Annotated in this window: 25 protein-coding genes and 1 tRNA gene; 19 read left to right on the top strand and 7 right to left on the bottom strand. The window is 59.2% G+C overall.

Going from position 1 to position 26,516, the window contains the following annotated elements:
* Positions 1-450: 450 nt before the first annotated feature.
* The 4 genes from Thiowin_RS04510 (at position 451) to Thiowin_RS04495 (ending at position 7,167) form a co-directional block, all read left to right on the top strand.
* On the top strand, positions 451-2,373 hold the full coding sequence (locus Thiowin_RS04510) for a PrkA family serine protein kinase (RefSeq protein ID WP_328986545.1): 1,923 nt from the start codon (positions 451-453) through the stop codon (positions 2,371-2,373).
* Positions 2,374-2,445: 72 nt separating this feature from the next.
* Positions 2,446-3,714 (top strand): YeaH/YhbH family protein, encoded by a 1,269-nt coding sequence (locus Thiowin_RS04505; protein WP_328986544.1) that lies wholly within the window; start codon positions 2,446-2,448, stop codon positions 3,712-3,714.
* A gap of 3 nt (positions 3,715-3,717) precedes the next feature.
* Positions 3,718-5,328 carry a SpoVR family protein gene (locus tag Thiowin_RS04500; RefSeq protein WP_328986543.1) on the top strand — a complete coding sequence of 537 codons (1,611 nt, stop codon included), beginning with the start codon at positions 3,718-3,720 and terminating at the stop codon, positions 5,326-5,328.
* 102 nt (positions 5,329-5,430) lie between these two features.
* Positions 5,431-7,167, top strand: a complete 1,737-nt coding sequence (locus tag Thiowin_RS04495; RefSeq protein ID WP_328986542.1) for a putative bifunctional diguanylate cyclase/phosphodiesterase — start codon at positions 5,431-5,433, stop codon at positions 7,165-7,167.
* Between the two features lie 50 nt (positions 7,168-7,217).
* On the opposite strand, the gene Thiowin_RS04490 is transcribed toward Thiowin_RS04495, so the two are convergent.
* Positions 7,218-7,499 (bottom strand): cupin domain-containing protein, encoded by a 282-nt coding sequence (locus Thiowin_RS04490; RefSeq protein ID WP_328986541.1) that lies wholly within the window; start codon positions 7,497-7,499, stop codon positions 7,218-7,220.
* 117 nt (positions 7,500-7,616) lie between these two features.
* Between Thiowin_RS04490 and Thiowin_RS04485 the strand changes: the two genes are divergently transcribed.
* The 7 genes from Thiowin_RS04485 to Thiowin_RS04455 all read left to right on the top strand — a co-directional run bounded on the left by Thiowin_RS04485 (position 7,617) and on the right by Thiowin_RS04455 (position 14,749).
* Positions 7,617-8,123, top strand: a complete 507-nt coding sequence (locus Thiowin_RS04485) for a CinA family protein (protein WP_328986540.1) — start codon at positions 7,617-7,619, stop codon at positions 8,121-8,123.
* Between the two features lie 196 nt (positions 8,124-8,319).
* Positions 8,320-9,399, top strand: a complete 1,080-nt coding sequence (gene recA, locus Thiowin_RS04480; protein WP_328986539.1) for a recombinase RecA — start codon at positions 8,320-8,322, stop codon at positions 9,397-9,399.
* Between the two features lie 176 nt (positions 9,400-9,575).
* Entirely contained in the window at positions 9,576-10,097 is a 522-nt protein-coding gene (locus Thiowin_RS04475) for a regulatory protein RecX (protein ID WP_328986537.1), read from the top strand.
* 64 nt (positions 10,098-10,161) lie between these two features.
* Positions 10,162-12,765, top strand: a complete 2,604-nt coding sequence (gene alaS, locus Thiowin_RS04470) for an alanine--tRNA ligase (RefSeq protein WP_328986535.1) — start codon at positions 10,162-10,164, stop codon at positions 12,763-12,765.
* Between the two features lie 25 nt (positions 12,766-12,790).
* A complete protein-coding gene (locus tag Thiowin_RS04465; protein ID WP_328986534.1) occupies positions 12,791-14,026 on the top strand; it encodes an aspartate kinase in 1,236 nt (411 codons plus the stop codon).
* Between the two features lie 262 nt (positions 14,027-14,288).
* Entirely contained in the window at positions 14,289-14,516 is a 228-nt protein-coding gene (csrA, locus tag Thiowin_RS04460; RefSeq protein ID WP_328986533.1) for a carbon storage regulator CsrA, read from the top strand.
* 142 nt (positions 14,517-14,658) lie between these two features.
* Positions 14,659-14,749: transfer RNA gene (locus Thiowin_RS04455), tRNA-Ser, on the top strand.
* A 698-nt stretch (positions 14,750-15,447) separates the two neighbouring features.
* On the opposite strand, the gene Thiowin_RS04450 is transcribed toward Thiowin_RS04455, so the two are convergent.
* Both Thiowin_RS04450 and Thiowin_RS04445 read right to left on the bottom strand, forming a co-directional pair.
* Positions 15,448-15,753, bottom strand: coding sequence for a hypothetical protein (locus tag Thiowin_RS04450; RefSeq protein ID WP_328986532.1), 306 nt, complete (start codon positions 15,751-15,753; stop codon positions 15,448-15,450).
* 33 nt (positions 15,754-15,786) lie between these two features.
* On the bottom strand, positions 15,787-16,125 hold the full coding sequence (locus Thiowin_RS04445) for a hypothetical protein (protein WP_328986531.1): 339 nt from the start codon (positions 16,123-16,125) through the stop codon (positions 15,787-15,789).
* 88 nt (positions 16,126-16,213) lie between these two features.
* On the opposite strand from Thiowin_RS04445, the gene Thiowin_RS04440 reads away from it, so the two are divergent.
* Together Thiowin_RS04440 and Thiowin_RS04435 are read left to right on the top strand one after the other, a co-directional pair.
* The gene (locus Thiowin_RS04440; protein WP_328986529.1) at positions 16,214-16,606 is read left to right on the top strand and encodes an RpnC/YadD family protein; all 393 of its coding nucleotides are present in this window, start codon (positions 16,214-16,216) and stop codon (positions 16,604-16,606) included.
* A gap of 286 nt (positions 16,607-16,892) precedes the next feature.
* On the top strand, positions 16,893-17,828 hold the full coding sequence (locus tag Thiowin_RS04435; RefSeq protein WP_328986528.1) for an Rpn family recombination-promoting nuclease/putative transposase: 936 nt from the start codon (positions 16,893-16,895) through the stop codon (positions 17,826-17,828).
* A 218-nt stretch (positions 17,829-18,046) separates the two neighbouring features.
* Here the strand turns inward: Thiowin_RS04435 and Thiowin_RS25185 are convergent, their stop codons facing one another.
* Positions 18,047-18,298, bottom strand: a complete 252-nt coding sequence (locus Thiowin_RS25185; protein WP_408034200.1) for an IS66 family transposase — start codon at positions 18,296-18,298, stop codon at positions 18,047-18,049.
* An 863-nt stretch (positions 18,299-19,161) separates the two neighbouring features.
* Between Thiowin_RS25185 and rsgA the strand changes: the two genes are divergently transcribed.
* On the top strand, positions 19,162-20,244 hold the full coding sequence (gene rsgA / locus Thiowin_RS04425) for a ribosome small subunit-dependent GTPase A (RefSeq protein WP_328986526.1): 1,083 nt from the start codon (positions 19,162-19,164) through the stop codon (positions 20,242-20,244).
* Between the two features lie 6 nt (positions 20,245-20,250).
* On the opposite strand, the gene Thiowin_RS04420 is transcribed toward rsgA, so the two are convergent.
* Entirely contained in the window at positions 20,251-20,697 is a 447-nt protein-coding gene (locus tag Thiowin_RS04420) for a zinc-ribbon domain containing protein (RefSeq protein WP_328986525.1), read from the bottom strand.
* 146 nt (positions 20,698-20,843) lie between these two features.
* On the opposite strand from Thiowin_RS04420, the gene Thiowin_RS04415 reads away from it, so the two are divergent.
* The 3 genes from Thiowin_RS04415 (at position 20,844) to Thiowin_RS04405 (ending at position 22,228) form a co-directional block, all read left to right on the top strand.
* Positions 20,844-21,317 carry a putative molybdenum carrier protein gene (locus Thiowin_RS04415; RefSeq protein ID WP_328986524.1) on the top strand — a complete coding sequence of 158 codons (474 nt, stop codon included), beginning with the start codon at positions 20,844-20,846 and terminating at the stop codon, positions 21,315-21,317.
* 194 nt (positions 21,318-21,511) lie between these two features.
* Complete coding sequence (locus tag Thiowin_RS04410; protein ID WP_328986523.1) at positions 21,512-21,643, top strand: NAD(P)H-binding protein; 132 nt, start codon at positions 21,512-21,514, stop codon at positions 21,641-21,643.
* Positions 21,644-21,766: 123 nt separating this feature from the next.
* Positions 21,767-22,228 (top strand): YaiI/YqxD family protein, encoded by a 462-nt coding sequence (locus tag Thiowin_RS04405; RefSeq protein WP_328986522.1) that lies wholly within the window; start codon positions 21,767-21,769, stop codon positions 22,226-22,228.
* Positions 22,229-22,324: 96 nt separating this feature from the next.
* On the opposite strand, the gene nadC is transcribed toward Thiowin_RS04405, so the two are convergent.
* Positions 22,325-23,203, bottom strand: a complete 879-nt coding sequence (nadC, locus tag Thiowin_RS04400) for a carboxylating nicotinate-nucleotide diphosphorylase (protein WP_408034160.1) — start codon at positions 23,201-23,203, stop codon at positions 22,325-22,327.
* A 351-nt stretch (positions 23,204-23,554) separates the two neighbouring features.
* Between nadC and ampD the strand changes: the two genes are divergently transcribed.
* Positions 23,555-24,202, top strand: a complete 648-nt coding sequence (gene ampD, locus Thiowin_RS04395) for a 1,6-anhydro-N-acetylmuramyl-L-alanine amidase AmpD (protein ID WP_328986520.1) — start codon at positions 23,555-23,557, stop codon at positions 24,200-24,202.
* Positions 24,203-24,207: 5 nt separating this feature from the next.
* Here ampD and Thiowin_RS04390 read toward each other — a convergent pair whose 3' ends face one another.
* Positions 24,208-25,023: a UDP-2,3-diacylglucosamine diphosphatase gene (locus Thiowin_RS04390; protein ID WP_328986519.1), complete on the bottom strand. Its 816-nt coding sequence runs from the start codon at positions 25,021-25,023 to the stop codon at positions 24,208-24,210.
* 248 nt (positions 25,024-25,271) lie between these two features.
* Between Thiowin_RS04390 and Thiowin_RS04385 the strand changes: the two genes are divergently transcribed.
* Positions 25,272-26,495 carry an argininosuccinate synthase gene (locus tag Thiowin_RS04385; RefSeq protein WP_328986518.1) on the top strand — a complete coding sequence of 408 codons (1,224 nt, stop codon included), beginning with the start codon at positions 25,272-25,274 and terminating at the stop codon, positions 26,493-26,495.
* The last annotated feature ends 21 nt before the right edge of the window (positions 26,496-26,516 follow it).

The following is a 26,516-nucleotide window of genomic DNA, read 5'->3' as shown; positions in this document are numbered from 1 at the left end:
TTCCTTTTTGTCAATCTCGAGGGTTCATCGTCCGGAGCGAGCCGAAACCATGAAAGATCAGGTGGTTTCCGGGGAATTCTGTGCCAAGATGGCAATCTGAAGGTGAACTAGCGGCTTCATTTTCCGGGGCTGTACCGCACCATGCGCCTTCGCTGGGCGAAATACCTCGATTTATTAGGCGGACCACCAAGCCATTAAGCTCGAGGACATGCCCCGATCGCCCGCGCCAGAGTTGACAGGGCTGAACCCCCTCCCGTCCCGGGAGGTCAAAAATAATCGCTTCGCGGGCTCGTGAGAAGATGTGTCCACCCTCATAGTCAAAGGTATCGAGGGTCGGAGCGACCGTGAAGATTCCCGTGCCGCGCCAGAGCGGGAACCCCGCGTGGGGTCATCCCAGCGGATGCCGGCTGACTGTCAGATCACTGCCGATCGATTCAAGAGGTTCCATCGATGTCGATTTTCGAGCGTTACCGTGCCAGGTATGAGTCCTCGCGTGAAGAGGAAATGGCCCTGAATGAGTATCTCGAGTTGTGCCAGCGCGATCCGCTCGCCTATGCCGGGGCGCCCGAGCGGCTGTTAAGCGCCATCGGCGAGCCGGAACTGGTTGACACCCATGATGATTTGCGCCTGAGCCGCATTTTTCAGAACAAGGTGATTCGCCGCTACCCGGCGTTCCGTGACTTTTATGGCATGGAAGAGTCCATTGAGCAACTGGTATCCTATCTAAAACACGCGGCCCAGGGACTCGAAGAGCGCAAGCAGATTCTCTATCTGCTCGGCCCGGTGGGCGGCGGCAAATCTTCCCTGGCCGAGAAACTCAAAGAGTTGATGGAACAGGTGCCTTTTTATGCTATCAAAGGCTCCCCTGTCTTCGAATCGCCGCTCAGCCTGTTTTCGCCGGAAGAAGACGGACCCATTCTCGAGGAAGACTACGGCATCCCGACACGCTATCTGCGCACCATCATGTCGCCTTGGGCGGTCAAGCGCCTGCAGGAGTACAACGGCGATATTACCCGGTTCAAGGTGGTTAAGCTCTTTCCCTCGATTCTCGAGCAGGTGGCCATCGCCAAGACCGAACCCGGCGATGAGAACAACCAGGACATTTCCTCCCTGGTTGGCAAGGTGGACATCCGCAAACTGGAGCATTTCGCGCAGAACGATGCCGACGCCTACGCCTATTCTGGCGCGCTCTGTCGAGCCAATCAGGGGCTGATGGAATTCGTCGAGATGTTCAAGGCACCCATTAAAGTGCTGCATCCGCTGCTAACGGCGACCCAAGAAGGCAATTACAACCCAACCGAGGGGCTGTCCGCCTTGCCCTTCCAGGGGATCATTCTCGCGCACAGCAATGAATCGGAATGGCAAAGCTTCCGCAATAACAAAAATAACGAGGCCTTTCTCGACCGCGTATATATTGTGAAAGTGCCCTATTGCCTGCGGGTGACCGAGGAAAAGCAGATTTACCAAAAGCTACTGCACAGCAGCTCGCTCAATCAAGCCCCCTGCGCGCCGGGAACGCTCGAGATGATGTCGCGGTTCTCGGTGCTGACGCGCATGAAAGAGCCTGAGAATTCCAGCATCTTCTCCAAAATGCGGGTTTACGATGGCGAGAATCTGAAAGACACCGACCCCAAGGCCAAATCGGTGCAGGAATATCGCGACTATGCTGGCGTCGACGAAGGCATGTCCGGCATTTCCACCCGCTTTGCCTTTAAGATTCTGTCGCAGGTATTTAACTTCGACCATGGCGAGGTTGCCGCCAATCCGGTACACCTGCTCTACGTCCTTGAGCGCCAGATCGTGCGCGAGCATCTGCCACCCGAGGTGCAGGATCGGTATCTCGGCTTTTTGAAACAGTACCTGGCACCACGTTATGCGGAGTTCATCGGCAAGGAACTGCAAACCGCTTATTTGGAATCCTATGCCGAGTATGGTCAGAACATCTTCGACCGCTATGTCACCTATGCCGATTTCTGGATTCAGGATCAAGAATATCGCGATCCCGACACCGGTGAGATGATGAATCGCGGCGCCCTCAACGAGGAGCTCGAAAAAATCGAGAAGCCGGCGGGCATTTCCAACCCCAAGGATTTCCGCAACGAGATTGTGAACTTCGTGTTGCGCGCGCGCGCCAACAACAAGGGCTCCAATCCGCGTTGGACCAGCTACGAAAAGCTGCGGGTGGTGATCGAGAAAAAAATGTTCTCCAACACCGAGGAATTACTGCCGGTGATTTCCTTCAATACCAAGGCATCGGCCGATGAAAAGAAAAAGCACGAGCAATTCGTTGATCGCATGGTGGAAAAAGGCTACACACCCAAGCAGGTTCGGCTGCTCTCTGAATGGTACCTGCGTGTGCGCAAGGCCCAATAACGCCATTTCGGCGTTGACAAGCGGCAAGTCAACGACAACTCACCACTAACGACTCATCACGTTTTCAAGCGCATGTCGCATTTTATCGACCGTCGCAGTTCCTCGAAAAACAAGAGCGCCGTCAATCGTCAGCGTTTTCTCAAGCGCTACAAGTCGCAGCTCAAGCGTGCTGTCTCTGATGCGGTGAATCGTCGCAGCATCACCGACATGGACGCCGGCGAGAAGGTTGGCATTCCATCAAGGGATCTGTCCGAGCCGGTGTTCCATCACGGCCCGGGCGGACAGCGCGAGCAAATTCATCCTGGCAACAAGGAGTTTGCCGCCGGCGACCGGGTTCCGCGACCGGAAGGTAGCGCGGGCGGGCAGGGCTCGGGCCGGGCAAGTCGGGACGGACAGGGCGAGGATGATTTTATCTTTGAACTCTCGCGCGAAGAGTTCATGGATCTGTTGTTCGACGACCTGGAATTGCCCAACCTGGTGCGCAACCAACTGCTCGGCACCACCGAATTCAAAACTATCCGTGCCGGCTACACCACCAGCGGCGCACCAAGCAATATCGACGTGGTGCGCTCGCTCAAAGGCGCCATTGCCCGGCGCACCGCGCTCGGCGCCCCCCATCGCGCACGCCTGCGCGAGCTGGAACTTGAACTGGAGGCACTGCTTGCCGCCGGCGCCACCGAAACCGACCCGCGAGTGGCGGCGCTACGCGAGGAGATCGAGCGGCTGAAGGCCCGCATCGCCGCGCTGCCCTTTATCGATACCTTCGACCTGCGTTATCAATCCTTCACCCGCGAGCCGCAACCGAGCAGCAAAGCGGTGATGCTTTGCATCATGGATGTGTCGGGCTCCATGGACCAGATGCGCAAGAATCTGGCAAAACGCTTTTTCATCCTGTTGTATCTTTTTCTGCAGCGCAATTATGACAAAATCGAGGTGGTCTTTATCCGCCACCACACAGTTGCGCAGGAGGTGGACGAGCAGGAGTTTTTTTACTCGCGCGAAACCGGCGGGACAGTGGTCAGCAGTGCGCTGAGCCTGGCACATGACATCCTCAGCGAGCGCTATGACTCAAGTCAGTGGAACATCTATGCCGCCCAAGCCTCGGACGGCGATAACTGGGACTCGGATTCCAGCATCTGCCGCGACCTGCTGATCGATCAACTCATGCCGCTGATGCGCTACTTTGCCTATATTGAAATCACACCGCGTCAGCATCAGAGCCTCTGGTATGCCTACGAGGATGTGAAAGCGGCCCATCCACATTTCGCGATGGAAGAAATTGGCGGTGCCGAGGATATTTTTCCGGTCTTCCGCGAGTTGTTCAAAAAGCAGGAGGCCTGAGACATGAGCACTGCAGAGCCAGCGACTGGACCAGCAACTGGGCCAGAGACCGATGATCCGGTGAATGATCCGGCGGCGGCCAGGGAAGAGAAGACCCGACAAGACGAGCCCAAAGGCTCCGCGAGCCAGAACCAATTCATCTCAACGTCATCGGAATGGAGTTTCCCACTGCTCGAGCGTTTTGATCGCGAGATCGGCAAGATCGCGCATCATGAATTCGGCCTCGATACCTACGCCAATCAGATCGAGGTGATTTCCTCCGAGCAGATGATCGACGCCTACTCATCGGTCGGGCTACCCATTAATTACAACCATTGGTCCTTCGGCAAGCAGTTTGTCGCCACCGAACAGACTTACAGACGCGGGCAGATGGGTCTGGCCTATGAAATCGTGATCAACTCCGATCCCTGCATTGCTTACCTCATGGAGGAAAATACCCTGCCAATGCAGGCCTTGGTGATCGCGCATGCCTGCTATGGCCACAATAGTTTCTTCAAAGGGAATTATCTGTTTCGCACCTGGACCAATGCCGATGCCATTATCGACTATCTAGTCTTTGCCAGGGCTTACATCGCGGAATGCGAAGAACGCCATGGCCAGGAAGAGGTCGAATTGCTGCTTGACTCCTGTCATGCACTGATGAACTATGGAGTGGATCGCTACAAGCGCCCAGCGCCACTGTCAATGGCGGAAGAGAAAAAGCGTCAGCACGAACGCGAGGCCTATTTGCAGACGCAGGTGAACGATCTGTGGCGAACCCTGCCAGTGGCACCTGACTCGGCAACCGAGGAGGAAGAACAGCGCTTTCCCTCCGAGCCACAAGAGAATCTCCTCTACTTCATCGAGAAAAACGCCCCACTGCTCGAGCCCTGGCAACGCGAAATGGTGCGCATTGTGCGCAAAATTGGACAGTATTTTTATCCTCAACGCCAGACTCAGGTCATGAATGAGGGCTGGGCCACCTTCTGGCACTATACCCTGCTCAATCGGTTGTATGAAAAGGGTCTGGTCAACGATGGCTTCATGATCGAAATTCTGCAGTCGCACACCAATGTGATCTACCAGCCGCCCTTTGACTCGCGTTATTATTCCGGCATCAATCCCTATGCCTTGGGCTTTGCGATGATGCGCGACATCCGCCGCATCTGCGAGGAGCCAACCGATGAGGACCGCTACTGGTTTCCGGATTTTGTCAATCAGGACTGGATCAAGGTACTCGACTTTGCCATGCGCAACTTCAAAGACGAGAGCTTTGTCGCCCAGTACCTCTCACCGCATTTGATGCGCGAGTTCCGCCTGTTCGCGGTGCGCGACGATGACCGCGAGGAAGCACTCGAAATCACCGCCATTCACGAGGAAGCCGGCTACCGGGCGCTGCGCAAGTCACTGGCTGATCAGTACAATCTCGGCAGCCGCGAGCCTAATATTCAGGTTTACAAAGTCGACACACGCGGCGACCGCTCACTGACACTGCGCCACTATCGCTACAACCGCCGGCCACTCGGTGATGGCGCCACCGAGGTGCTACGCCATATCCGCCGACTGTGGGGATTTGATGTGCGCCTTGAAGCGGTCGAGGAAAACGGTCACGCTCATCTGATCGCCGAGGCCTGAGCCGTCACCGAGACGCGCGGGCAATATCCGCTGACAACTTCCCTTCAAAGGCTTTGTTATACTTCGGTACAACATAACCCCCCCGATCAGATCGATCTGGTAATGGCATCGAATCCACTCCTGTCCTATACCATCCTGGTGGTCGACGACGAGCCGACCAACACCAAGGTGCTCGACAAAATCCTGTCGAAAGCAGGCTATACCTCCGTGGTCGCCACCAACGACTCGCGCGAGACCCTCGCGCTGGTGCAACGCCATCGCCCCGGGGTGGTCTTGCTCGACCTCAACATGCCACACATCAGCGGTTTCGGCGTGCTCGATCAACTCAGAGGCGAACTTGAGGACGACTGCCCGCCCGTGGTCATACTGACAGCGCAAAGCGATCAGTCCTCGCGTTTGCAAGCCCTGCAAAGCGGTGCGCGCGACTTCTTGACCAAACCCTTCGACCGAGCCGAGCTGCTGGTGCGCATCGAAAACATGCTGGCACTGCGTCGGGCCGAGGAAGAACGGCTGCGCTTTTACTCGCAGTACGACAACCTCACCGGACTGCCCAACCGCGACTACAGCATCCGCTTGCTCGACGATAACCTGACCAACCGCCAAGATGAGCCCATCGCGGTACTGCTGCTGGCACTGCAACGCTTTGACCGCATAAACCAAAGCCTGGGTCACGAGGCCGGCGACCGCTTCCTGTGCGCCTTCAAGGATCGCATCCTCAAGATGTTCCCCCAGCGTCAGACCATTATCGGGCGCATTGAGGGGGCTCGCTTCCTGGTGGTGATGCTGGGGCTGGAGGCCGCGCATCTGGGCAACCTAGCTGATCGCCTGCAGCATTTGCTCGATGACCTCTATTTGCCGCTGCAAATTGACGATGTGGAATTTCGACCCGCGGCGCATATTGGCGCCTCCATCTTTCCGAAAGACGGCCGCAGCGCGCGCGAACTGCTCGCCAGCGCCGACTCGGCCCTCACCCGCGCGCGCAATCAGGCCGATTTGGCCTATGCCTTCGCCGATGCGTCCACGGACGCGCAGGTCCGCGAGCAAATTCAACTCGAAACCGAACTCCACCGCGCACTCGAGCGCGAAGAGTTTTTTCTGGTATTCCAGCCGCAGGTCGCCCTCACCGATGGCTGCATCGTCGGACTTGAAGCGCTGTTGCGATGGAATCACCCAAGCCGCGGCGTGGTTCCGCCAGGCCAGTTCATCCCCTTGCTCGAGGAAACCGGGCTGATTATCCCGGCGGGGGAATGGATCATTGATCAAGCCTGCGCTCAGGCGCGCACCTGGCTCGATACCCTGCCAGGCCAATCCTCGCTGCGCATTGCCATTAACCTCTCGCCCCGGCAGTTCCAGAGCAACAATTTGCTCGAGCAGATCAAAAATGCCATCACACGCTATAGTATTCCGCCGCAACAGCTTGAGCTGGAGGTGACCGAGAGCCTGCTGATCGAGGATTTCCCAGGCACCCACCAACTCCTGAGCCAGCTTGACACAATCGGCGTTCGTATCGCCCTGGATGACTTCGGCACTGGCTACAGTGCGCTGACCTACCTGCAGGCCTTCCCCTTCCATGCGATGAAGGTCGACCGCTCCTTTGTCAGCACCGTTGGTGGGTCGCGCAAGTCAGAGGCGCTGCTGAAAACCATTGTACAAATCGGCAAAAGCCTGGAACTGGAAGTGATTGCCGAGGGCATAGAAACCAAAGCCCAGTTCGACTTTTTGCGCAAACACGACTGTGATCTTGGACAGGGTTTTGGACTTGCCCGACCGCAGCCGGTGGGCGAGGTGGAGGCCCTGCTCGCCAAAAGCCATATCCGCACACTACTCGGTGATGAGTGACAGCTGCCTGCCCGCTTGGCAAACCCGGGACTCCCTGACGCTCACCAGGATCAGCCAAAATCGTAATATTTCTCAACTGCCTCGGTGATCTCCCAGGTGCAATGCATCCCGACTGGAAAAGTGATCAAATCACCGCGGCTGAACTCCCGCGGCTCCCCGCCCGCGGGCGTCACCTTGAAGCGACCACGTATGATGTAGCAGGTCTCGGGTTGGTCGTAATGCCAGTCGAAGGTTGACGGCTCCTTGCGCCAGATTGGCCATTGTTCAACCCCCAGAACCTCCAACTTGGCCGGTGAGGGCTTATGCTCGCAGAGAATCCGCAGCTCGGACATAATTCAATTCTCCATTCATTCAAAAAAATGATTTTATTAACAATATTGAGTTTTCAGGCGACCCGCCCAGGCATCCATTCACCGCCCAATTTTCAGCATTGTGCAACCGCCTAAATAGTGGTCACAGACGCACAACTCCAGCAACTCGCCATCTCGATTGGAGAGCGCCTGCGCGCGCGCAACTGGCGGCTGGTCACGGCGGAATCCCTGACCGGCGGCTGGATTGCAAAAATCTGCACCGATATTCCCGGTAGTAGCACCTGGTTCGACCGTGCCTTTGTCACCTACAGCCCCGAGGCCAAACAGCAGATGCTCGGCCTGTCATCTGAACTCCTTGAGCGCGCGGGCATTGTCAGCGAGGCGGTCGCGGCAGCCATGGCAAGCGCCGCCCTGACCCGTGGCCAGGCCGATATTGCCCTCGCCGTCACTGGCGTGGCCGGGCCTGGTGGCGGTAGTTCCGCAACACCAGTCGGCACCCTCTGCAGCGCCTGGACAGACATTAATCGCCAGGCACAGCAACAACCACCCTGGGTTGAGACCTGCCACTTCCAGGGAGATCGCGACCAGGTCCGTCGCCAAACAGTTCACCACGGCCTGGCCCGTCTGCGTGACATCTTGGCATAGGATGCCGCGCCCTGCGAGACGACGTCTCGCCAAGCCATGCGCCTAGACAGCTCTTCGCGAATATCCGAGAGTGCGCGATGACGAGCAAGATGGGCCTGTGTGATAATCTTGCCTAACAAACTCAGTGCCACACGACTGACTGAGGAGACCCACCCCTCGCAGCAAGGCGACTTGGCGCGTGCCGACCGGAGAAACAATGGACGATAACCGCAAAAAAGCCCTGGCCGCCGCCTTGGGGCAGATCGAAAAGCAGTTTGGTAAGGGCTCGGTCATGCGCATGGGCGATGCCGGGGCCATTCGCAACATTGAGGTCGTCTCCACCGGCTCCCTGGGCCTGGACGTCGCCCTTGGCATCGGTGGACTGCCGCGCGGACGTGTCATCGAGATCTACGGACCGGAATCCTCGGGCAAAACCACCCTGACCCTGCACGCGGTGGCCGAGGTGCAAAAAACCGGCGGCACCGCGGCCTTTGTCGATGCCGAGCATGCGCTTGACCCGCAATATGCCGAGAAGCTCGGCGTGAACATGAGCGATCTGCTGGTCTCCCAGCCCGACACCGGCGAACAGGCACTGGAGATCACCGACATGCTGGTGCGCTCGGGCGCGGTGGACATGGTGGTGGTGGACTCGGTCGCCGCGCTCACGCCCAAGGCGGAGATCGAGGGTGAGATGGGCGATTCCCACGTTGGCCTGCAGGCACGCCTCATGTCCCAGGCGCTGCGCAAGCTCACGGCCAACATCAAGCGTTCCAACGCCATTGTCATCTTCATCAACCAGATCCGCATGAAAATCGGCGTCATGTTCGGCAGCCCGGAGACCACCACCGGGGGCAACGCGCTCAAGTTTTATTCCTCGGTGCGCCTGGATATCCGCCGCATCGGCTCGCTGAAAAAGGGCGAGGAAGTCATCGGCAACGAGACCAAGGTCAAGGTGGTCAAGAACAAGGTCGCCCCGCCTTTCAAGCAGGTGACCTTCGATATTTTGTACGGTGAGGGCATCTCCCGCGAGGGTGAGATTATTGATCTTGGCGTGGCCGGCAACATCATCGATAAATCCGGTGCCTGGTACAGTTACTCCGGCAACCGCATCGGCCAGGGCAAGGACAATGTCCGCAACTATTTAAAGGAAAACCCGGACATGGCGGCGGATATCGAGGCCAAAATCCGCGCTCAACTGCTGCCAAGCGGAGAGGTGACCGAGAACGACCCCAAGGCCGCCAGCGCCGAACCACCGCCAGCCAAGGCCGGAAAGAGCACCAGCCAGGCCGCGACTTGATCCAGCCCGTCGCCGATCCCTCTTGGCTTTCTTACAGTTCATGCCAGAGAGTCCATCCTAGCCAGGTCATTCCATCCCTTGCATGCCAGTCCTACAACACATCGGCACCGGGCCCAGTCCAGCGTGAACCCCATGCATTCATGCTCCTGGGTAACCGAGACCATGAGCGTCAAACCATGAGCCTCCTGCCATCCGACGTCGCGCCAACAACGGGCGAACCCGCCGTTGAGCTTCGCAACCGAGCGCTGCGTCTGCTCGGTCGTCGCGAGCACAGCCGACTGGAACTCGAGCGCAAGCTCAGAGGGCACGACGGGCCATCGCCGGCCATCGACCTGGTGCTTGATGAGCTTGAACAGGAAGGCTTGTTGCACGAGGATCGCTTCGTCGAGGCCTATGTATCGGAGCGTTTCGACAAAGGCTTCGGCCCGTTGCGCATCCGCTCCGAACTCCAGACCCGAGGCATCGGCGAGGCGCTGATCGACCGCCATGCGCGCATTGACGACGAGACCTGCTTTGAACTCCTCTGCCGAGCCGACAGCCACTGGATGAACCTCAACCAAAGACCCTGTGCCGATGAGCCCGAGGCGGCCGCCTGCCGGCGCGAGACCGCTCGGCGCGCGCGTTTTCTGGAATCACGCGGCTTCCCCACGCATCTGATCGCGCGTCTGCTCCGCCAGGACGACGCCTTTTTTTCATGACATCCCAGTCGATATCGTCTGTCGCACATCCAGTCCCACACGACATCCCCACACGACACTCAAGATGAATAGCAGCGCCGAGCTTCGCCAAGCCTTTCTCGACTACTTCGCCCAGCAGAACCACAGCCTGGTGCCCAGCAGCCCGCTGGTACCGGGTAACGACCCCACGCTCCTGTTCACCAACGCGGGCATGGTGCAGTTCAAGGACACTTTCCTTGGACGCGAGAAGCGCCCCTACAGCCGCGCCGCCAGCTCGCAACTGTGCGTGCGAGCCGGCGGCAAGCACAACGATCTGGAAAATGTCGGTTACACCGCGCGCCACCATACTTTCTTCGAGATGCTGGGCAACTTTAGCTTTGGCGACTACTTCAAGCGTGAGGCCATCAACTACGCCTGGGATTTTCTCACCCAGATCCTGCACCTGCCACCCGAACGCCTGTGGGTCACGGTCTACACCGAGGACGACGAAGCCGCCGACATCTGGCTAAAGGAACTCAAGGTCGACCCAACACGCTTCTCCCGCTGCGGCGAGAAGGACAATTTCTGGTCCATGGGCGACACCGGCCCTTGCGGTCCTTGCTCGGAAATCTTCTACGACCACGGGCCCGAGATCCCCGGCGGCCCGCCTGGCTCCGAGGACGCCGAGGCTGATCGCTATGTGGAAATCTGGAATCTGGTGTTCATGCAGTTCAACCGCGATGCCAGCGGCCAACTCAGCGCCCTACCCCGCCCCTCGGTGGATACCGGCATGGGGCTGGAACGCCTAGCCGCCGTGGTCCAGGGCGTGCATAGCAATTATGACATCGACCTCTTCCGCAATTTGATTCGCGCCGCCGCCGAGGCCACTGGCTGCCAGGATCAACACAGCAAATCCTTGCGCGTGATTGCCGATCACATCCGTTCCGCCGCCTTTCTGGTCGCCGATGGTGTCACTCCCGGCAACGAGGGCCGCGGCTATGTGCAGCGACGCATTATCCGGCGCGCCATTCGCCACGGTTATCAACTTGGCCAACAGCAGCCCTTTTTTCACCGCTTGGTCGCGCCCCTAGTGGCCGAAATGGGCAGCGCCTACCCACACCTGGCCGGCAAACAGGATTACATCGAGCGCGTGCTGCGCACCGAGGAAGAACGCTTTGCCGACACCCTCGAACTGGGGCTGCGGCTATTCGATGATTTGGTCGCCCAGGCCCGGGGTGACCAGATTCCGGGCGAGGCGGTGTTCAAACTCTACGACACCTATGGCTTTCCGGCCGACCTGACCGCCGACCTGGCGCGCGAACGCGGGCTGACGCTCGACCTGGCCGGCTTCGATGCCGAAATGGCGCGGCAAAAAGAACGCGCGCGCGCGGCCAGTCAATTCGGCGGCGCCGCCATGGAACGGATTGAACTCGAGGGCAAGACCGACTTCACCGGCTACGAGGGCATCGACGACCAGGGCACCCTGGTGGCGCTCTACCGCGACGGCGAGGAGCGCGACAGCTTGAGCGAAGGCGAAACTGGCCTGGCGATTTTGGATCTCACCCCCTTCTATGCCGAGTCTGGCGGCCAGGTCGGTGACACCGGCGTACTCGAAACCCCGAACGCCCGCTTCGAGGTACTCGACACCCAAAAGCACGGCGACGGCGTCATTGGCCATCATGGCCGGGTGGTCAGCGGCGAGTTGCAAGTGGGTGATCAGGTCACCGCACGCGTCGATGGCGAGCGCCGCGGCGCCACTGCCCTGCATCACTCCGCCACCCATCTGCTGCACGCCGCCCTGCGCCAGGTGCTCGGCGATCACGTCCAGCAGCGCGGCTCCCAGGTTGGTCCCGAGCGACTGCGGTTCGACTTCTCCCACTTCGAGCCCATCAAGCGCGAGCAAGTGCGCGCCATCGAGCATCTGGTCAACCGCGAGATCCGCAACAACCACACAGTCGAGACGCGCATCATGGAGATCGAGGACGCCAAGCGCTCTGGCGCCGTGGCCCTGTTCGGCGAGAAATACGGCGATCAGGTGCGGGTACTGCGCATGGGCGATTTCTCCGTCGAGCTCTGCGGCGGCACCCATGTGCGCGCGGTCGGCGATATTGGCCTGTTTAAGATCCTGTCGGAAACCGGCATCTCCTCCGGCGTGCGCCGCATCGAGGCGGTCGCCGGCGAACCCGCCCTGCGCTGGGTCGAGGACGAAGAAAGCCGCCTGCACCGCATCGCCGAACTGGTCAAGGGCAGCCCGACGGATGTCGATGACAAAGTCAGTCAGCTCGCCGAGCGCGCCCGCCGACTGGAGAAAGAACTCGAGCAGCTCAAGGGCAAACTCGCCAGCGCCGCCGGCTCCGATCTAGCCCAGCAGGCCATCGACATCAATGGCATCAAGGTGCTGGCCGCCCAACTCGAGGGCGTCGACCCGAAATCCCTGCGTGATACGCTCGATCAGCTGAAAAACAAACTCGGCTCCGGCGTGCTGGTTCTGGCAACGGAAAACGCCGGCAAGGCCAGCCTGATCGCCGGCGTGACCAAGGATCTCACCGACCGCTTCAAAGCCGGCGACCTAATCAAAGTGGTCGCCGCGGCAGTGGATGGCAAAGGCGGCGGCCGTCCCGACATGGCCCAGGCGGGCGGCAACAACCCCGCCGCCATCCCCGCTTCTCTCGCCCTGGTCGAGCCCTGGGTGCGCGAGCGCGTCAACTAGCCACTAGCCACTAGCCACTTCTTCAATGTCACTGATCGTACAAAAATACGGCGGCACCTCGGTCGGCAGCATCGAGCGCATCCAGGCCGTCGCCTCCCGCGTCAAACAAGCAACCGACCAAGGCCACAGCCTGGTCGTGGTGGTTTCCGCCATGTCCGGCGAGACCGACCGCCTGCTCGGATTGGCCAAGGCCGTGCAAGCCGTGCCCGCGCCGCGCGAACTCGACGTGCTGCTGTCCACCGGCGAGCAGGTCACCATCGCCCTGCTCAGCATGGCGCTCGAGGCCAGCGGCTGCCCGGCGCGCTCCTACACCGGCGCCCAGGTCCACATGCTGACCGACAGCGCGCACAACAAAGCCCGCATTCGCGACATCGACGCCGCCCGCGTGCGCGCTGACCTCGACGCCGGGCGCGTGGTGGTGGTCGCCGGCTTTCAGGGCGTTGATGAACAGGGCAATATCACCACCCTCGGGCGCGGCGGCTCGGACACCTCCGCCGTGGCCATGGCCGCCGCGCTCAAAGCCGACGAGTGCCAGATTTACACCGATGTCGACGGGGTCTACACCACCGACCCCCGCATCGAACCCAATGCGCGCAAACTCGAACGCATCACCTTCGAGGAAATGCTTGAAATGGCCAGCCTCGGCTCCAAGGTGCTGCAAATCCGCGCCGTCGAGTTCGCCGGCAAATACCGCGTGCCCCTGCGCGTCCTCTCAAGCTTCGAGGAAGGCGCCGGCACCCTGATCACCTTCGAGGACGACACCGTGGAAGACGCCCAGATCGCCGGCATTGCCTTCGCCCGCGACGAAGCCAAACTGACCATCCTTGGCGTACCGGATCAACCCGGCATCGCCCATCGCATTCTCGGCCCCATCTCCGAGGCCAACATCGAAGTCGACATGATCGTACAAAATGTCGCACCCGATCAGCGCTCGACCGACTTCACCTTCACCGTGCATCGCAACGACTACGACCGCGCGATGGCTATCCTGCGCGAGACCTGCACCGGGCTGAACGCGCGCGAGGTACTTGGCGACCCGGCCATTGTCAAAATCTCCTTGGTTGGCGTGGGCATGCGCTCCCATGCCGGCATCGCCAGCCGCATGTTCGAGGCCCTGGCGGTCGAAGGCATCAATATTCGCATGATCTCCACCTCCGAGATCAAAATCTCCGTGGTGGTCGATGAGAAATATCTTGAGCTTGGTGTGCGGGCGTTGCACAAAGCATTTGGGCTTGATGAACCAAGCGTCACTCCAGCCTGATGTCCGGGAATATCCAAAGCATGCACTTTTGCGTGCGCGCACTGATTACGTACAGGTATTTTCGACGCGACAGGGGTTAATTTTGCGTTTTTGGGCTATTGTCGAACTGTAACAATTGCTAAACTCGCGCCAGCGGATCAATAATCGCCGCAAGAATTTCGCGCGATCCCATCTCCGGGTGCGTCGCACGGCCGCCAGGAACCGGTGGAATCGGAAGACAAGGATCGCAACGCGAAAGAAGGATAAACAGGGAGACACAACCATGCTGATATTGACTCGCCGAGTCGGGGAAACGCTGATGATCGGTGACGAAGTCACAGTCACGGTATTAGGCGTCAAAGGCAACCAGGTCCGCATCGGGGTCAACGCCCCCAGAGACGTTGCCGTTCACCGTGAAGAGATTTACGAGCGCATCAAACGCGAGCAAACGCCCACAGGCGAGGCCGGTAGCACCGATGAGCAAGCTGAATTCAGGCAGGATGATGACTGACGCTCCCCAACCTCGGGTAACACGGCAACTCACAACCTGAGCCACGCACCCCAACAGCCGCTCAGCAAAGGAACTCGGCAACCGGTTAGGCAAAAAATCCCCACCAAAAAAGCGCGCTCCTTTGCTACAATGACACCCCCACGGAGAGATGGCCGAGTGGCTGAAGGCGCTCCCCTGCTAAGGGAGTATGGGCTAATCCCCCATCGAGGGTTCGAATCCCTCTCTCTCCGCCATTAACTAACCTTAAGCATCTGATAATTAAGATAAAAAATTTGGTTCACCGTCGCGTCGCCCCACAATCCATCCCACATACTGACCTAGGCAGCCCAGGACTTTGCTGGCCAATCTGGAACAAATTACTGCTCTGACGTCCGCCGTATTCGCCCCTTTGGGGCAAGCAGCTTCGATTAGCACAGACAGCCATTGATCGAGACTGACCAGTCTCGTGTCAGAAAGGAAGAGAGGCATCATCAGCCCGGCCATTTGTCAGCTGCTTTCACCAAGAGAGTCGTGGCGACGACTGTTCCCGAGGTGTTCCTTTTCTAACCGGCCTTCCTGAACATATCGCTGCTTGAGCATGAGCCGCTAGTCGCACCATCATCGACAGACGTCAGAATCCGCCTGAATCAACCGCCAGGCGTCTCGTTCGGTTTCGGGTCGCGACACCCCCCATCGAACTCGGTGATCGCCGCTCGCTCATGGAATCGCTCCGGTATGTCCTCGCGCTGCTCTTGGCTGAGGGACGAATGGAACAAGAAATGCGCTAAATCTGACTGTGGTGGGAGTGCTTCTGAAGTGCTGTCGCTTTTGGCGTAAACCGCCCCACGATGGTGGAAAACTGCTCCGATGGCTAGGTCGCCACTAGAACAACCAGCCTGAAAGCTTCTCCCCTCTGCCGACACGCAGGCCGCATCCATGATCTCCAGTGCTGTCATCCGCGGATCTCTCGTGCATCATCAAGCTCGTCCTCTGGGACACTTACCGCATAGACATTGATATTTTTGCCTTGAATCTTGCGCTGCAGGCGATACCTGTCCCCACCGCCCTTGCCCAGCCAGCCGGCCCTGTCCAGGGCGATCAAACCGCGTTTAAAATCCTGCCCGCTCAGCGCCTCGCGCAGACCACTCGCCAGGAAGAGATCGGTGACCTGCCCGGTACCCGGATCCTCTTCGGTATAACCGGCTCGATCACGGGTCGGCGGCCCGGATGTCACGGAGCGCGAAAAGGCTCTCGCCATGGCGCTCAGTGAAGCTGCGCAGGCGTCCAGGATCTACCGATCCTCGGTCTGCCCATGGCCCTGCTCGGCGGACCACAACCGATAAGCCTCCAGTGCGGCCTCGGCGGCGACCCCAAGCGGCCAGCCGGTAATATCCGCTGCCGTGGCCAGCTCACCGGCGGTGCCGGTCACGGACAACTGCTTGGCCACGCGCGCCGCCTGTCCATGAGTGACCGGCATCCGCTGCATCAGATGCGCGACCGCCTTGGACAGCGTCTGATCCTCTTGCTGCTCGACAAGCCAGTGCACAAAGGCCCGCCCGACCGTGCCATGCAGACGCTTGGTGGCCGGCGACGAGAGCATCGGCGAAGGCGGCCCCGTCTGAAAAGCCATGGATTTGATCAAAAGCCCCATAGGCACGCCAGTGACAATGTTTTTGCCTTGTTGGTCATGGCGCAAACCCGCGCCAAAGTCACCGACGATGCCGAGACGCTGGAAATTCCGCCTGATGCGCCTGATGTATGATCGCAGCTATGAGCACACGCTGATTGAAGAGCTCTTCCGCATCATCGACTGCATGGTCCGCCTGCCAGCAGAGCTGGAAGCCGAATTTCGCCATGAACTCTATGCACTAGAGGAGCAACGACAGATGCCTTTTGTCAACACATTGGAACAAGCAGGGATTCAGAAGGGGATGGAGCTGGGAGTGCAGCAGGGCGAGGCCAGGACATTGCTGCGTCAGCTTGCTCAAAAATTCGGCCCCGAGGCCGTGCAAACGCACCGCGAGCGCATCGAGCAGGAGAAGCTTGAACAACTCGATACTTGGCTGAGTCGCATCCTCAGCGCCGGGACCCCCGAAACCATCTTCCACTGAGGCCTATGGCGCGCGTCTAATCAAAGGGGCATATAGGTCCGCCCCGCAAATCAAATCAAAGGCGCCAGGTTCGATTTTAATTGCAATTCGCAATTGCAATTCGGGGGACAGCGCCGAGGGAAAAACTGTTACCCCTGACCAGACCCCGCATCAAAGTGATTCGCGAGGCGGTTTTGCTCGTGGCGCGTGTTTTTTTGGCACAGAAGTATACCCGTTGGGTAAGGTTTGCCCTCACCTCTTGTGCTAAACTGCCCGCATTCTTGAATCATCCTGCCTGAGGTGATTGATGCTCGGTCACTATGTCAACCTCTTCACTGATTTTGGCTTTAAAAAAATCTTTGGCGAAGAAAGCAGCAAAGCGCACCTCATCAGCTTTCTCAACACCCTGCTGCCCAAAAAACACCAGATCCAGGATTTAACCTTCATCCAAAACGAATACCAGGGAGCAACAGTACTGGATCGCAAAGCAATTTTTGACCTGAACTGCGTGAGTGATGCCGGCGAACACTTTATTGTGGAGCTGCAAAAAGCCAAGCAGAACTTTTTTAAAGACCGCAGCCTTTTTTACGCCACCTTTCCTATCCAGCAACAGGCGAAAAAGGGCGACGACTGGAATTTTAAACTGGCCGCCATCTACACCATCGGCATTCTGGATTTTGTGTTTGATGAGGATAAAAACGATCCCCAGCATAAGGATCAGGTGGTGCATCAGGTGCAGCTGAAAAATCAGCACAATCAGGTGTTCTACGACAAACTCACCTTCATCTACCTGACGCTTCCCAACTTCAGCAAAAGCGAAAACGAGTTGGAAACCCTGCAAGATAAGTGGTTCTTCCTGTTTCGACACTTGCACCGCCTGCAAGAGCAGCCCGAAAAACTGCAAGAGCGAATTTTTAATAGCCTGTTCAAACAAGCCAACATCGCCCGTTTCAAGCCCGAAGAACGCATCGCCTACGAATCCAGCCTCAAATACTACCGAGACTTGACCAATGTTGTGGACACTGCACGAAATGAAGGCAGAGAGGAAGGCAGAGAGGAAGGCAGAGAGGAAGGCAGAGAGCAGGGTTACCAAAAAGCTCGGGCTGAGGCTGAGCAGCGTCTGCAAGAAATGGTACTGAAGATGCTGCAAGCCGGTCTGCCGGATAGCCAAGTAATGGCTATTACTCAGATCACGGCTGACGAACTGGCAGCCATCAAAGAACAGCAAACCTGTCAGGCGTGAATTTCTGGGACATACTTCATTTCTTTCACTGATTCGCCGAGGTAAAAACTGTTACCCCTTACCAAAGCCCGCATCGAAGTGATTCGGGACTGATGTTGCTGGAACCGGTCTACGAGCAGGACTTTCTTGACTGCTCGTCCGGTTTTCGACCGGGCCATTTCCTTGATGCCGCACAACGCGCGAGCACTTTGTAGCAGGTCATCATCGAAGGTAACTACTCACCCCCTCATGCGTAGAATTCCCCAGACAGCGCCATTTGGATTGCCACCAAGGGATTTGTAGCCGCGATAGGCCATGTTCTGCAGATAGCTGGAGATACGGCAATAGGCTTCGGCGTACTGGCGGGTTCGGAAGCACCCCGAGATCTTCTGCTTGACCTTGCTCATGCGTAAGTCACGCTCCGCGCGGTTATTGGTAAAGGCCACCTCCGGGCGCTTGGCGAACAGCAGCACCGCGCTCTCATAGCGCACCAAGCGCTATGAGCTGGAGGGGGTGAGTAGTTACCATCGAAGTTCCGATCAGGGTCATTGGCGCAAGCAATTGAGTTTTCGCAATTCTTTGACCTTGACCGTGCGATCATCTGGAGTTCGGATGGACTGAAGATGCGGGTGCGAACGGATGCCTCGGGAGAATGAACCGGCGTGGTCCGCGCTGCGCCGGGTCTGGCGCCGGGCTGGACGTCAGGCATACTGACAGCCCGGTGCGCTGAATAATTCGAAGGAGCTGGGCATTGAGCTGCATGACTTGAATGGCCGCGCTGATTAGGGTTCTTCGGTCTTCCCGGCTGCCTAGCGCGGAGCTGCGGATCAATGAGACCAGCGTTGTATTTTTCAAATGGGGCTCGATGCGCACAAATCTGTTGCGGCATCACCTCACGGTCTAACAGTGTCTATAACACTCATGGTCTATTTTACACGTTTAATATGATCGCATAGGACCGAATGGAATCAACTGGGACGCTTTATCCTGCGCCTGTAAAATGGCAAAGCAGAGTTTCGAGATTTCCTGATCGCCAACGCGGTGAGAATCGGATGACTCCGGCTATCGGGTTGAATGATCGTCCAATCCCTGCAGGAAGACCCTGATCACCGACCGCTATGATCGTTCTCGGTGGCGGCCGGGCGCTGGTGCGACAGCCGCTCCATGGTCTGCCCCTTCCAGCTTGATCCAACCGATGCCGAGGGCGTCATGACCTTCATTCCAGAGCCAAGGGCCTACGAAAAAACCGTGCTCGCGGATCTGTAAGTTGACAAACGCGCGCCGAAACACTCGGAAAGTCTATTCCTTGTATCGCGGATTTAAACAATCCTGTCTACCGTTAGAGACCATCACGATGCCCCCTGAAAACGCCACCGAAATCGCCGACAACCTGATCATCGAAGCAGACAATCCACACCATCAGACACTCGCGACTTTCGGCTGGGAATCCTTCTTCGCTCGGCAGATCAGCCTGGACGCACTGTCCCACACGCCCCCGGTGCGCGTCGTGGCCGTGCATCGCAGCGGCCTGGAGGTGGTTGGTGTAGAGATCGATGCACTCATCCCGCCGCGCGCCGACGCCACGGTGGGGGATTGGCTGCTGCTTGATCCGGCCCGAGCGCACGCGAGCCGCCTTCTGACACGCAAGAGCCTGATCAAACGCCGCGCAGCGGGGACCGATCGGCAGGTGCAGTTAATCGCGGCGAACATCGATACTGTTTTCATCGTCACCTCCTGCAATCAGGATTTCAACCTGGCCCGCCTGGAGCGCTATGTAGCACTGGCTTTCGAGGCCGGGATCACGCCCGTGATCGTGTTGACCAAGGCCGACCTCGCGGTGGATGTGGCTTCCTGGCTGGCAGCGGCCAGCGGCATCTCGGAGCGGGTGCCCGTGGTGGCGCTCGATGCGCGCGGGGATGAACCGCGCCAAGTCCTGTCGCCCTGGTGCCAGCCAGGGCAGACGGTCGCCTTTTTGGGTTCCTCTGGTGTCGGCAAGTCCACCCTGACCAACGCCCTGATCGGTACGGATGCGATCACGACCCAAGCCATCCGCGAAGACGATGCCAAGGGGCGCCACACAACGACGCGGCGCGCCCTGCATCGCATCCCCGGCGGCTGCCTGGTGCTCGACACACCGGGCATGCGCGAATTGCAATTGACCGACGCCGCCGCCGGCATCGCCGAGACCTTCGAGGACCTGGAAGCCCTCGCCGCCCAATGCCGTTTTGCGGATTGCCAGCACGATGGCGAGCCAGGCTGCGCGGTGCGCGCGGCCATCGACGGTGAGCGGCTCGACCCCGCGCGGCTGCGGCGCTGGCACAAGCTGATCGCGGAGGACCGTTTCAACTCCGCCAGTCTCGCCGAACGCCGGTCGAAGGATCGCGCCTTTGGCAAGATGGTCCGCAAGACCATGAAGGACATCAAGGCGCGGCGATGATCCTGATCAAGAACGGGTACCGACAGATAAGCTTGAGGAGAAACGCATCCGCCGTCGAAAAAACGCCTCGTTCGGATGTCGCGGTTTCGCCGCCAAGGCGGCCATGTGTCGCTTCTGCGCCAGTTTCTGCTGGCGAATGCGCTGACGACAGGCGCGACAGCGCACCGCGAAGGAATCGATATGCCCCTTGGCGACTTCGTACCACCATTTCTGCTGCTTTGCCGTCCAGGTCTCCGCCGTGCCGCAATCGCTGCAGATAAAGGGGCGATCGAGGTAATAATCGGGAAGCAAGCCATAGGTGTTGATATGGCTCAGCGCGCGATGGTCCGCCGCCAACGCCCCCGGCGGTCTCTCGGGTAACCGCGCCTTGTGCTGCAAGCGCTTTTGCCGTTTCATTGCCTTGCGGGCACGTTCTTCTTTGATCTCGGCGCGGCGCTGTCGATTGCTTTTCATCGGATCTTTCCTTTCAAGCAACTGAGCCGATATTCTCACATTCCCAGGCAGGACAGCGCCAGAATGGCCTGGAACATGGCACTGGCTGCCGCTGGTGTGTGATCTTGGTCCACTGAGGTCAGTTATTTCGGTGTATCGGAGCTGTCATGTCGATATTGCACAAGATTGTCTCCGGTGGACAAACCGGTGTAGATCGCGCGGCCTTGGATGTGGCGCTGGCGCTTGGTGTCAATGCCGGCGGCTGGTGCCCGGACGGACGTCTGGCCGAGGATGGGCGGATTCCGGGGCGCTATCCAGTCATTCCGCTCCCCGGCGCGGGCTACCGCCAGCGAACAAAGAGAAATGTCGCCGACAGCGATGGGACCGTCATTATCTATTTTGGCTCTCCGAGCGGTGGCACCGAACAAACCCTGCTGTGCTCCATTCAGATGCAAAAGCCTTACCTCCTGATCGATGCCACCGAATTGAGCGTTGCGCGCGCCAGTGACAAGCTTGCGCGCTTCATCCGGGAGGTCGGGATTGGGGTGCTGAACGTCGCCGGACCCCGTGCCAGTGGAGCGCCCGAAGCCTATTCTTACACTTACCGATTACTTGAGAGCTTACTTGGCTATCGCGCTTGATTGGTCCATTGACAGCCACCGTCAGGACGAAGCTCCCCATCGGTGTGCTGACGGCGCCGGCAAAGGGGCATCCACCCAATCGGTTATGCGCAAATCAACATCGCCATGCTTCGTTCCGGTTTCCGAGAGCATCATCCAGAGCCGATCATCGAACCCATAAAAACCCCCGTTTTTGAGGCTTAATCCCATGCGTATTGCACTCTTTTGGCGCTACCGGCGGCACCGGCCGCGAGGTACTGGCCCAAGCGCTGGAACAAGGACATTCCATTCAAGCCCTGGTGCGCGATCCTGCTCGGCTGCCATCCAACCCCGAACGCCCGCGGTGACCTGAGGCCATGCAGGCGGCCATGCAGGCGCCTTGCTGGACGCGGAACCACCTGATGGCAGTGGACTCAGGGGTCCAGGCAGCCGTTTTACCGACCATGAGAACATTTTGACTTCTGAATTTCATGGATATTTGGGTTGACGCCGACGCCTGCCCTGGTGTCGTCAAGGAGATTCTCTATCGCGCTGCTCAGCGTGTCGGGATTCCGCTCACGCTAGTGGCCAATCAAAGGTTGGAGACGCCCCCGTCGAGACTGATCCGCAGCGTTCAGGTTGCGCGCGGTTTTGATGTGGCTGACAGTTTCATCACGGAGCATGCTGCGCCCGGTGATCTGGTCATTACCGCCGACATTCCCTTGGCCGCCATCCTGGTTGACCAAGGCATTGATGTCCTCAATCCTCGCGGTGAACATTATACTGTGGAAAACATTCGTGAGCGCTTGGCGCTGCGCGACCTGCTGACAGAACTGCGCGACAGTGGAGAACAGGGCGGCGGTCCGCCACCACTTCGTCAGGCGGATCGGCAGGCATTCGCCAATGCACTGGACAGGCTGCTGGCACGCAAGGCTCTGCCCAGCGAAAGATGATGAATGGCCGGAACCTGGTCGATATCGATTGCTTGCTGGAGAGCGAAATGCTTGGCGGTCGGGGATAGGCTTTGGGCTATGGTGTATGCCCGAGCCTCACCCAAGTCGCAGTGACAGGTCCACCGCCTCGACGCTTTTGGTCAAGTCGCCGACCGAGATGTCATCCACGCCGGTTTCGGCAATGGCGCGCAAGGCACCGAGAGAAATGCCGCCCGATGCCTCCAGTCGTGCGCGACCCGCTGTTAGCTTGACTGCCTCGCGCAGTAGATGCACACCGAAGTTATCTAGCAGTACCCGCTCGGCGCCGGCGGTCAGTGCCTGTTCGAGCTCGTCGAGACTCTCGACCTCCACCTCCACCCGCACGCCGACGGCCGTCTTGCGTGCGGATGCAACGGCAGCGGCGATTGAGCCGGCGGCCATGATGTGGTTTTCCTTGATCAAAATCGCGTCGAACAGCCCCATTCGGTGATTGTGGCAGCCGCCGCAGAGAACGGCGTATTTCTGTGCCAGACGCAGTCCCGGCAGCGTCTTGCGCGTGTCGAGAATCCGGGTGGGCAGGCCCGCGACGGCGTCGGCGTAGCGACGCGCCCGGGTTGCCGTGCCGGACAGGGTCTGGAGAAAATTCATCGCCGTGCGCTCGCCGCTGAGCAGCTCCCGCAGCCCGCCTTCGAGGACGCACAGGCGTTGGCCTGCAATCAGACGCTCTCCATCACGGGCCTGCCAGACGGCGCGGTAGTTGGGGTCGAGCGCCAAAAACACAGCATCAAACCAAGCGCTGCCGCTCAGGACCGCGGGTTCGCGGGTGATCAACTCGGCGCGTCCGCATTGTCCGGCAGGCAGAAGCGCGGCGGTGATGTCGCCGCTGCCCAGATCTTCCTCTAGCGCGGTGCGCACATCTCGCGCGATCATTTCGGGCGGGGGTCGGTGACGAGCAAGAAGGTCAGGCTCGGGGGGAGGCATGGGGGTTGGCGACATCGGGACTTCCCTAGGATTCCAATAGGCGTGATTGCGTGGATTGTATCTTTGTGCTTCTGGCTGCCGTGCCAGAGACCTTGGGCTCATCTTGATCCAGTCCGCGGCCAGGCACGGTGCCTTGTGACTATACTCCATCACTTAGGCGAAGCGTGTCGCGGCTCTCCGCGCGAGTCGGATATCCGGGGGGTGCGCCTGCTTTGGTAATGTTCGGGATATTCCGCATTCGCCTGGGAATCTCAAAGGAGCGGTGCGGATCAGTTGGACTCTGCCGCTTGATCATCTGGGTGTTGTGTCTTACCAATAAGCCCTGGGGATTTTGTCAGCGATTTGTGATGAATGGATGATTGAACCATGAAGGAGCCGATGCAAGATGACTCTCTGTTCAGCAATTGGCTGTCCAGCGGCTGGCTGAGGTCGGCCCGCCCCTGCCCCTCGCCCAATCATGGCCAGCGCCCGCCGGGTATGCCCGTGGATCTGCTGGTGATTCACAATATCAGCCTGCCGCCGGGTGATTTTGGCGGGCCTTGGATCGAGCAGTTGTTTTTAAATCAGCTCGATCCAGGGCAAGATCCCTTTTTCGCAACCATTGCCGGCTTGCGGGTCTCCGCCCATCTACTCATTCGCCGCGATGGAGAGCTGGTGCAGTTTGTCGATCTGCGCGCGCGTGCCTGGCATGCGGGTGAATCGGTCTTTGCAGGGCGCGCTGACTGCAATGACTTTTCGATTGGGATTGAGCTTGAGGGGACGGACGAGACACTCTTTACCGACGCCCAGTATCAACGTCTGGTGGGTGTCACCAAGGAGATTTTGCGCGACTTTCCGGATATCAAGCCGGGCCGCATTGTGGGGCATGAGCATATCGCGCCCGGGCGCAAGACGGATCCAGGGTCCTGCTTTGATTGGGCGCGATATTTGGGGGAGGTTTTTGGGCGCTTGCCCGCGGGCGACTCAATGCGCCTCCCTGTTTATCTCTCGTCCACAACAGGGGATTGGGATTAGCCGCGTCAGGCTGCTTTGGCCAGAGGCGAGCGGCCGATGGAGGCATCGCTGCCGAGCACTTCGCGAATTTCGGTCCAGCGCAGCAGTTCCATGCGGCCGTCGTGGTGTTCGACCAGTGCGGTGCAGCTCTCGACCCAATCGCCGCAGTTGCAGTAGTTGATGCCTTCGATTTCGCGAATTTCGGCATGATGGATGTGGCCGCACACCATCCCATCGACCTGGTGCCGCTGTGCCTCGGCGGCGACCGCCTGCTCGAAGTTGCCGATGTAATTGACCGCGTTCTTGACTTTTTGTTTGAGAAAGGCGGCCAGCGACCAGTAGCGCAGTCCAAGCCGTCGCCGGATGCGGTGCACCGGCTGGCTGATTGCCAGCAAGGTATCGTAGAGAGTCGCGCCCAGCATGGCCAGCCAGCGACCGCTTTGCACCACCTGATCAAACTTGTCACCATGGAGCACTAGCAGGCGACGGCCATCGACCGTGGTGTGCACTAGCTCATCGCGGATGGCGACGCCGGCGAATTCAGCGCCAAGATGACCGCGCAGCAGTTCATCGTGATTGCCTGGCAAATAGGTGACCTGCGTGCCCGTGCGCGCCTTCTCCAGCACCGCCTGCACCACTGCGTTATGGGTATCAGGCCAATAGAGGCCTTTCCTTAGTGCCCACATATCGATGATGTCACCGACCAGGTAAAGCTGACGACAGGCGGTCGCGCGCAGAAAGTCGAGCAGAAAGTCCGCCTGACAGCCGCGAAACCCCAGATGCACATCCGATATCCAGATGGTGCGATATTTTAGCGGCCGCAGGGCCTCGACCTGACTCATGCTGCATTACCCCTCATGGCTGAACGTGCGCCAGCATCCGCACCGCAGTGAACAACTGCGCGCTATGGTCACTGAGCTTTGTTGCAGGGCCGTTGAGAGACTGTGAAGGTCTGGTTAAAGATCACCATGTCGCGTGGCTTTGGCCGCCATGGACAAATGCGGGCGCGTCGGCGCTAACAGGCTCGGGGCATCTCTGTCGTGCGATAATGTGCCGCTGATCCGGTCAACAACATTCATGGAGCCATTGCATGCCCGCACAGCAGATCAACAAGGTCGTGCTCGCCTACTCCGGCGGCCTCGATACTTCCGTCATCCTCAAATGGCTACAGCAGGAATATGGCTGCGAGGTAGTGACATTTACCGCTGATATCGGTCAAGGCGAGGAGTTGGAACCCGCGCGCACCAAGGCCCTGGCCGCCGGGGTAAAGGAGATCTATATCGACGATCTGCGCGAAGAGTTCGTGCGCGACTTCGTCTACCCCATGTTCCGCGCCAATGCGCTCTACGAGGGCGAATATCTGCTTGGTACCTCCATCGCCCGTCCACTGATCGCCAAGCGTCTGGTCGAGATTGCCCGCGAGACCGGCGCCGATGCCATCTCCCATGGCGCGACCGGCAAGGGCAATGATCAGGTGCGCTTCGAGCTGGGCGCCTATGGGCTGAATCCGGAGATTCAGATCATCGCCCCCTGGCGCGAATGGGATCTGCTCTCGCGCGAGAAACTGCTGGCCTATGCCGAGCAGCACGGCATTGCGGTGGAAATGAAGCGCGACGGCACCAAATCACCCTACTCCATGGATGCCAACCTGCTGCATAATTCCTACGAGGGCTATGATCTGGAAGACCCCTGGGTCGAGCCGGGTGCCGACATGTGGCGCTGGACGCGCGACCCGCGCCAGGCGCCCGACCGGCCGCAAGAGATCGAACTGCGCTACGAGCGCGGTGATATCGTCGCCATCGACGGCAATCCGATGAGTCCGGCCCAGGTGCTGGCGGAACTCAATCGCATCGGCGGCGAGCATGGCATTGGCCGCGCCGATATTGTCGAGAACCGCTATGTCGGCATGAAGTCGCGTGGCTGCTATGAAACCCCTGGTGGCACCATCATGCTGAAAGCGCACCGGGCGATGGAGTCGCTCACGCTGGATCGCGAGGCCGCGCATCTGAAAGATGAACTTATGCCACGCTACGCCAGCCTGATTTACAACGGCTATTGGTTCAGCCCCGAGCGCACCATGCTCCAGGCCGCGATTGATCAGACGCAGCAGGTGGTCAATGGCGAGGTGCGACTCAAGCTCTACAAGGGCAATGTCACGGTGACCGGCCGACGCTCGGCCAGTGACAGCCTGTTCGATGTCAGCATCGCCACCTTCGAGGAAGACGCTGGAGCTTATGATCAAGGCGACGCGACCGGCTTTATCCGTCTGAACGCGCTGCGCCTGCGCGTGGCCGGGCGCAAGAGGCGGCTCTGATCCAATTAGGGTTGTTCCCTG

The organism is Thiorhodovibrio winogradskyi, assembly GCF_036208045.1.
Lineage (GTDB): Bacteria > Pseudomonadota > Gammaproteobacteria > Chromatiales > Chromatiaceae > Thiorhodovibrio > Thiorhodovibrio winogradskyi.
Note: the sequence above shows the minus strand (reverse complement) of the source record. Positions and strands in the feature narration are given on the sequence as shown.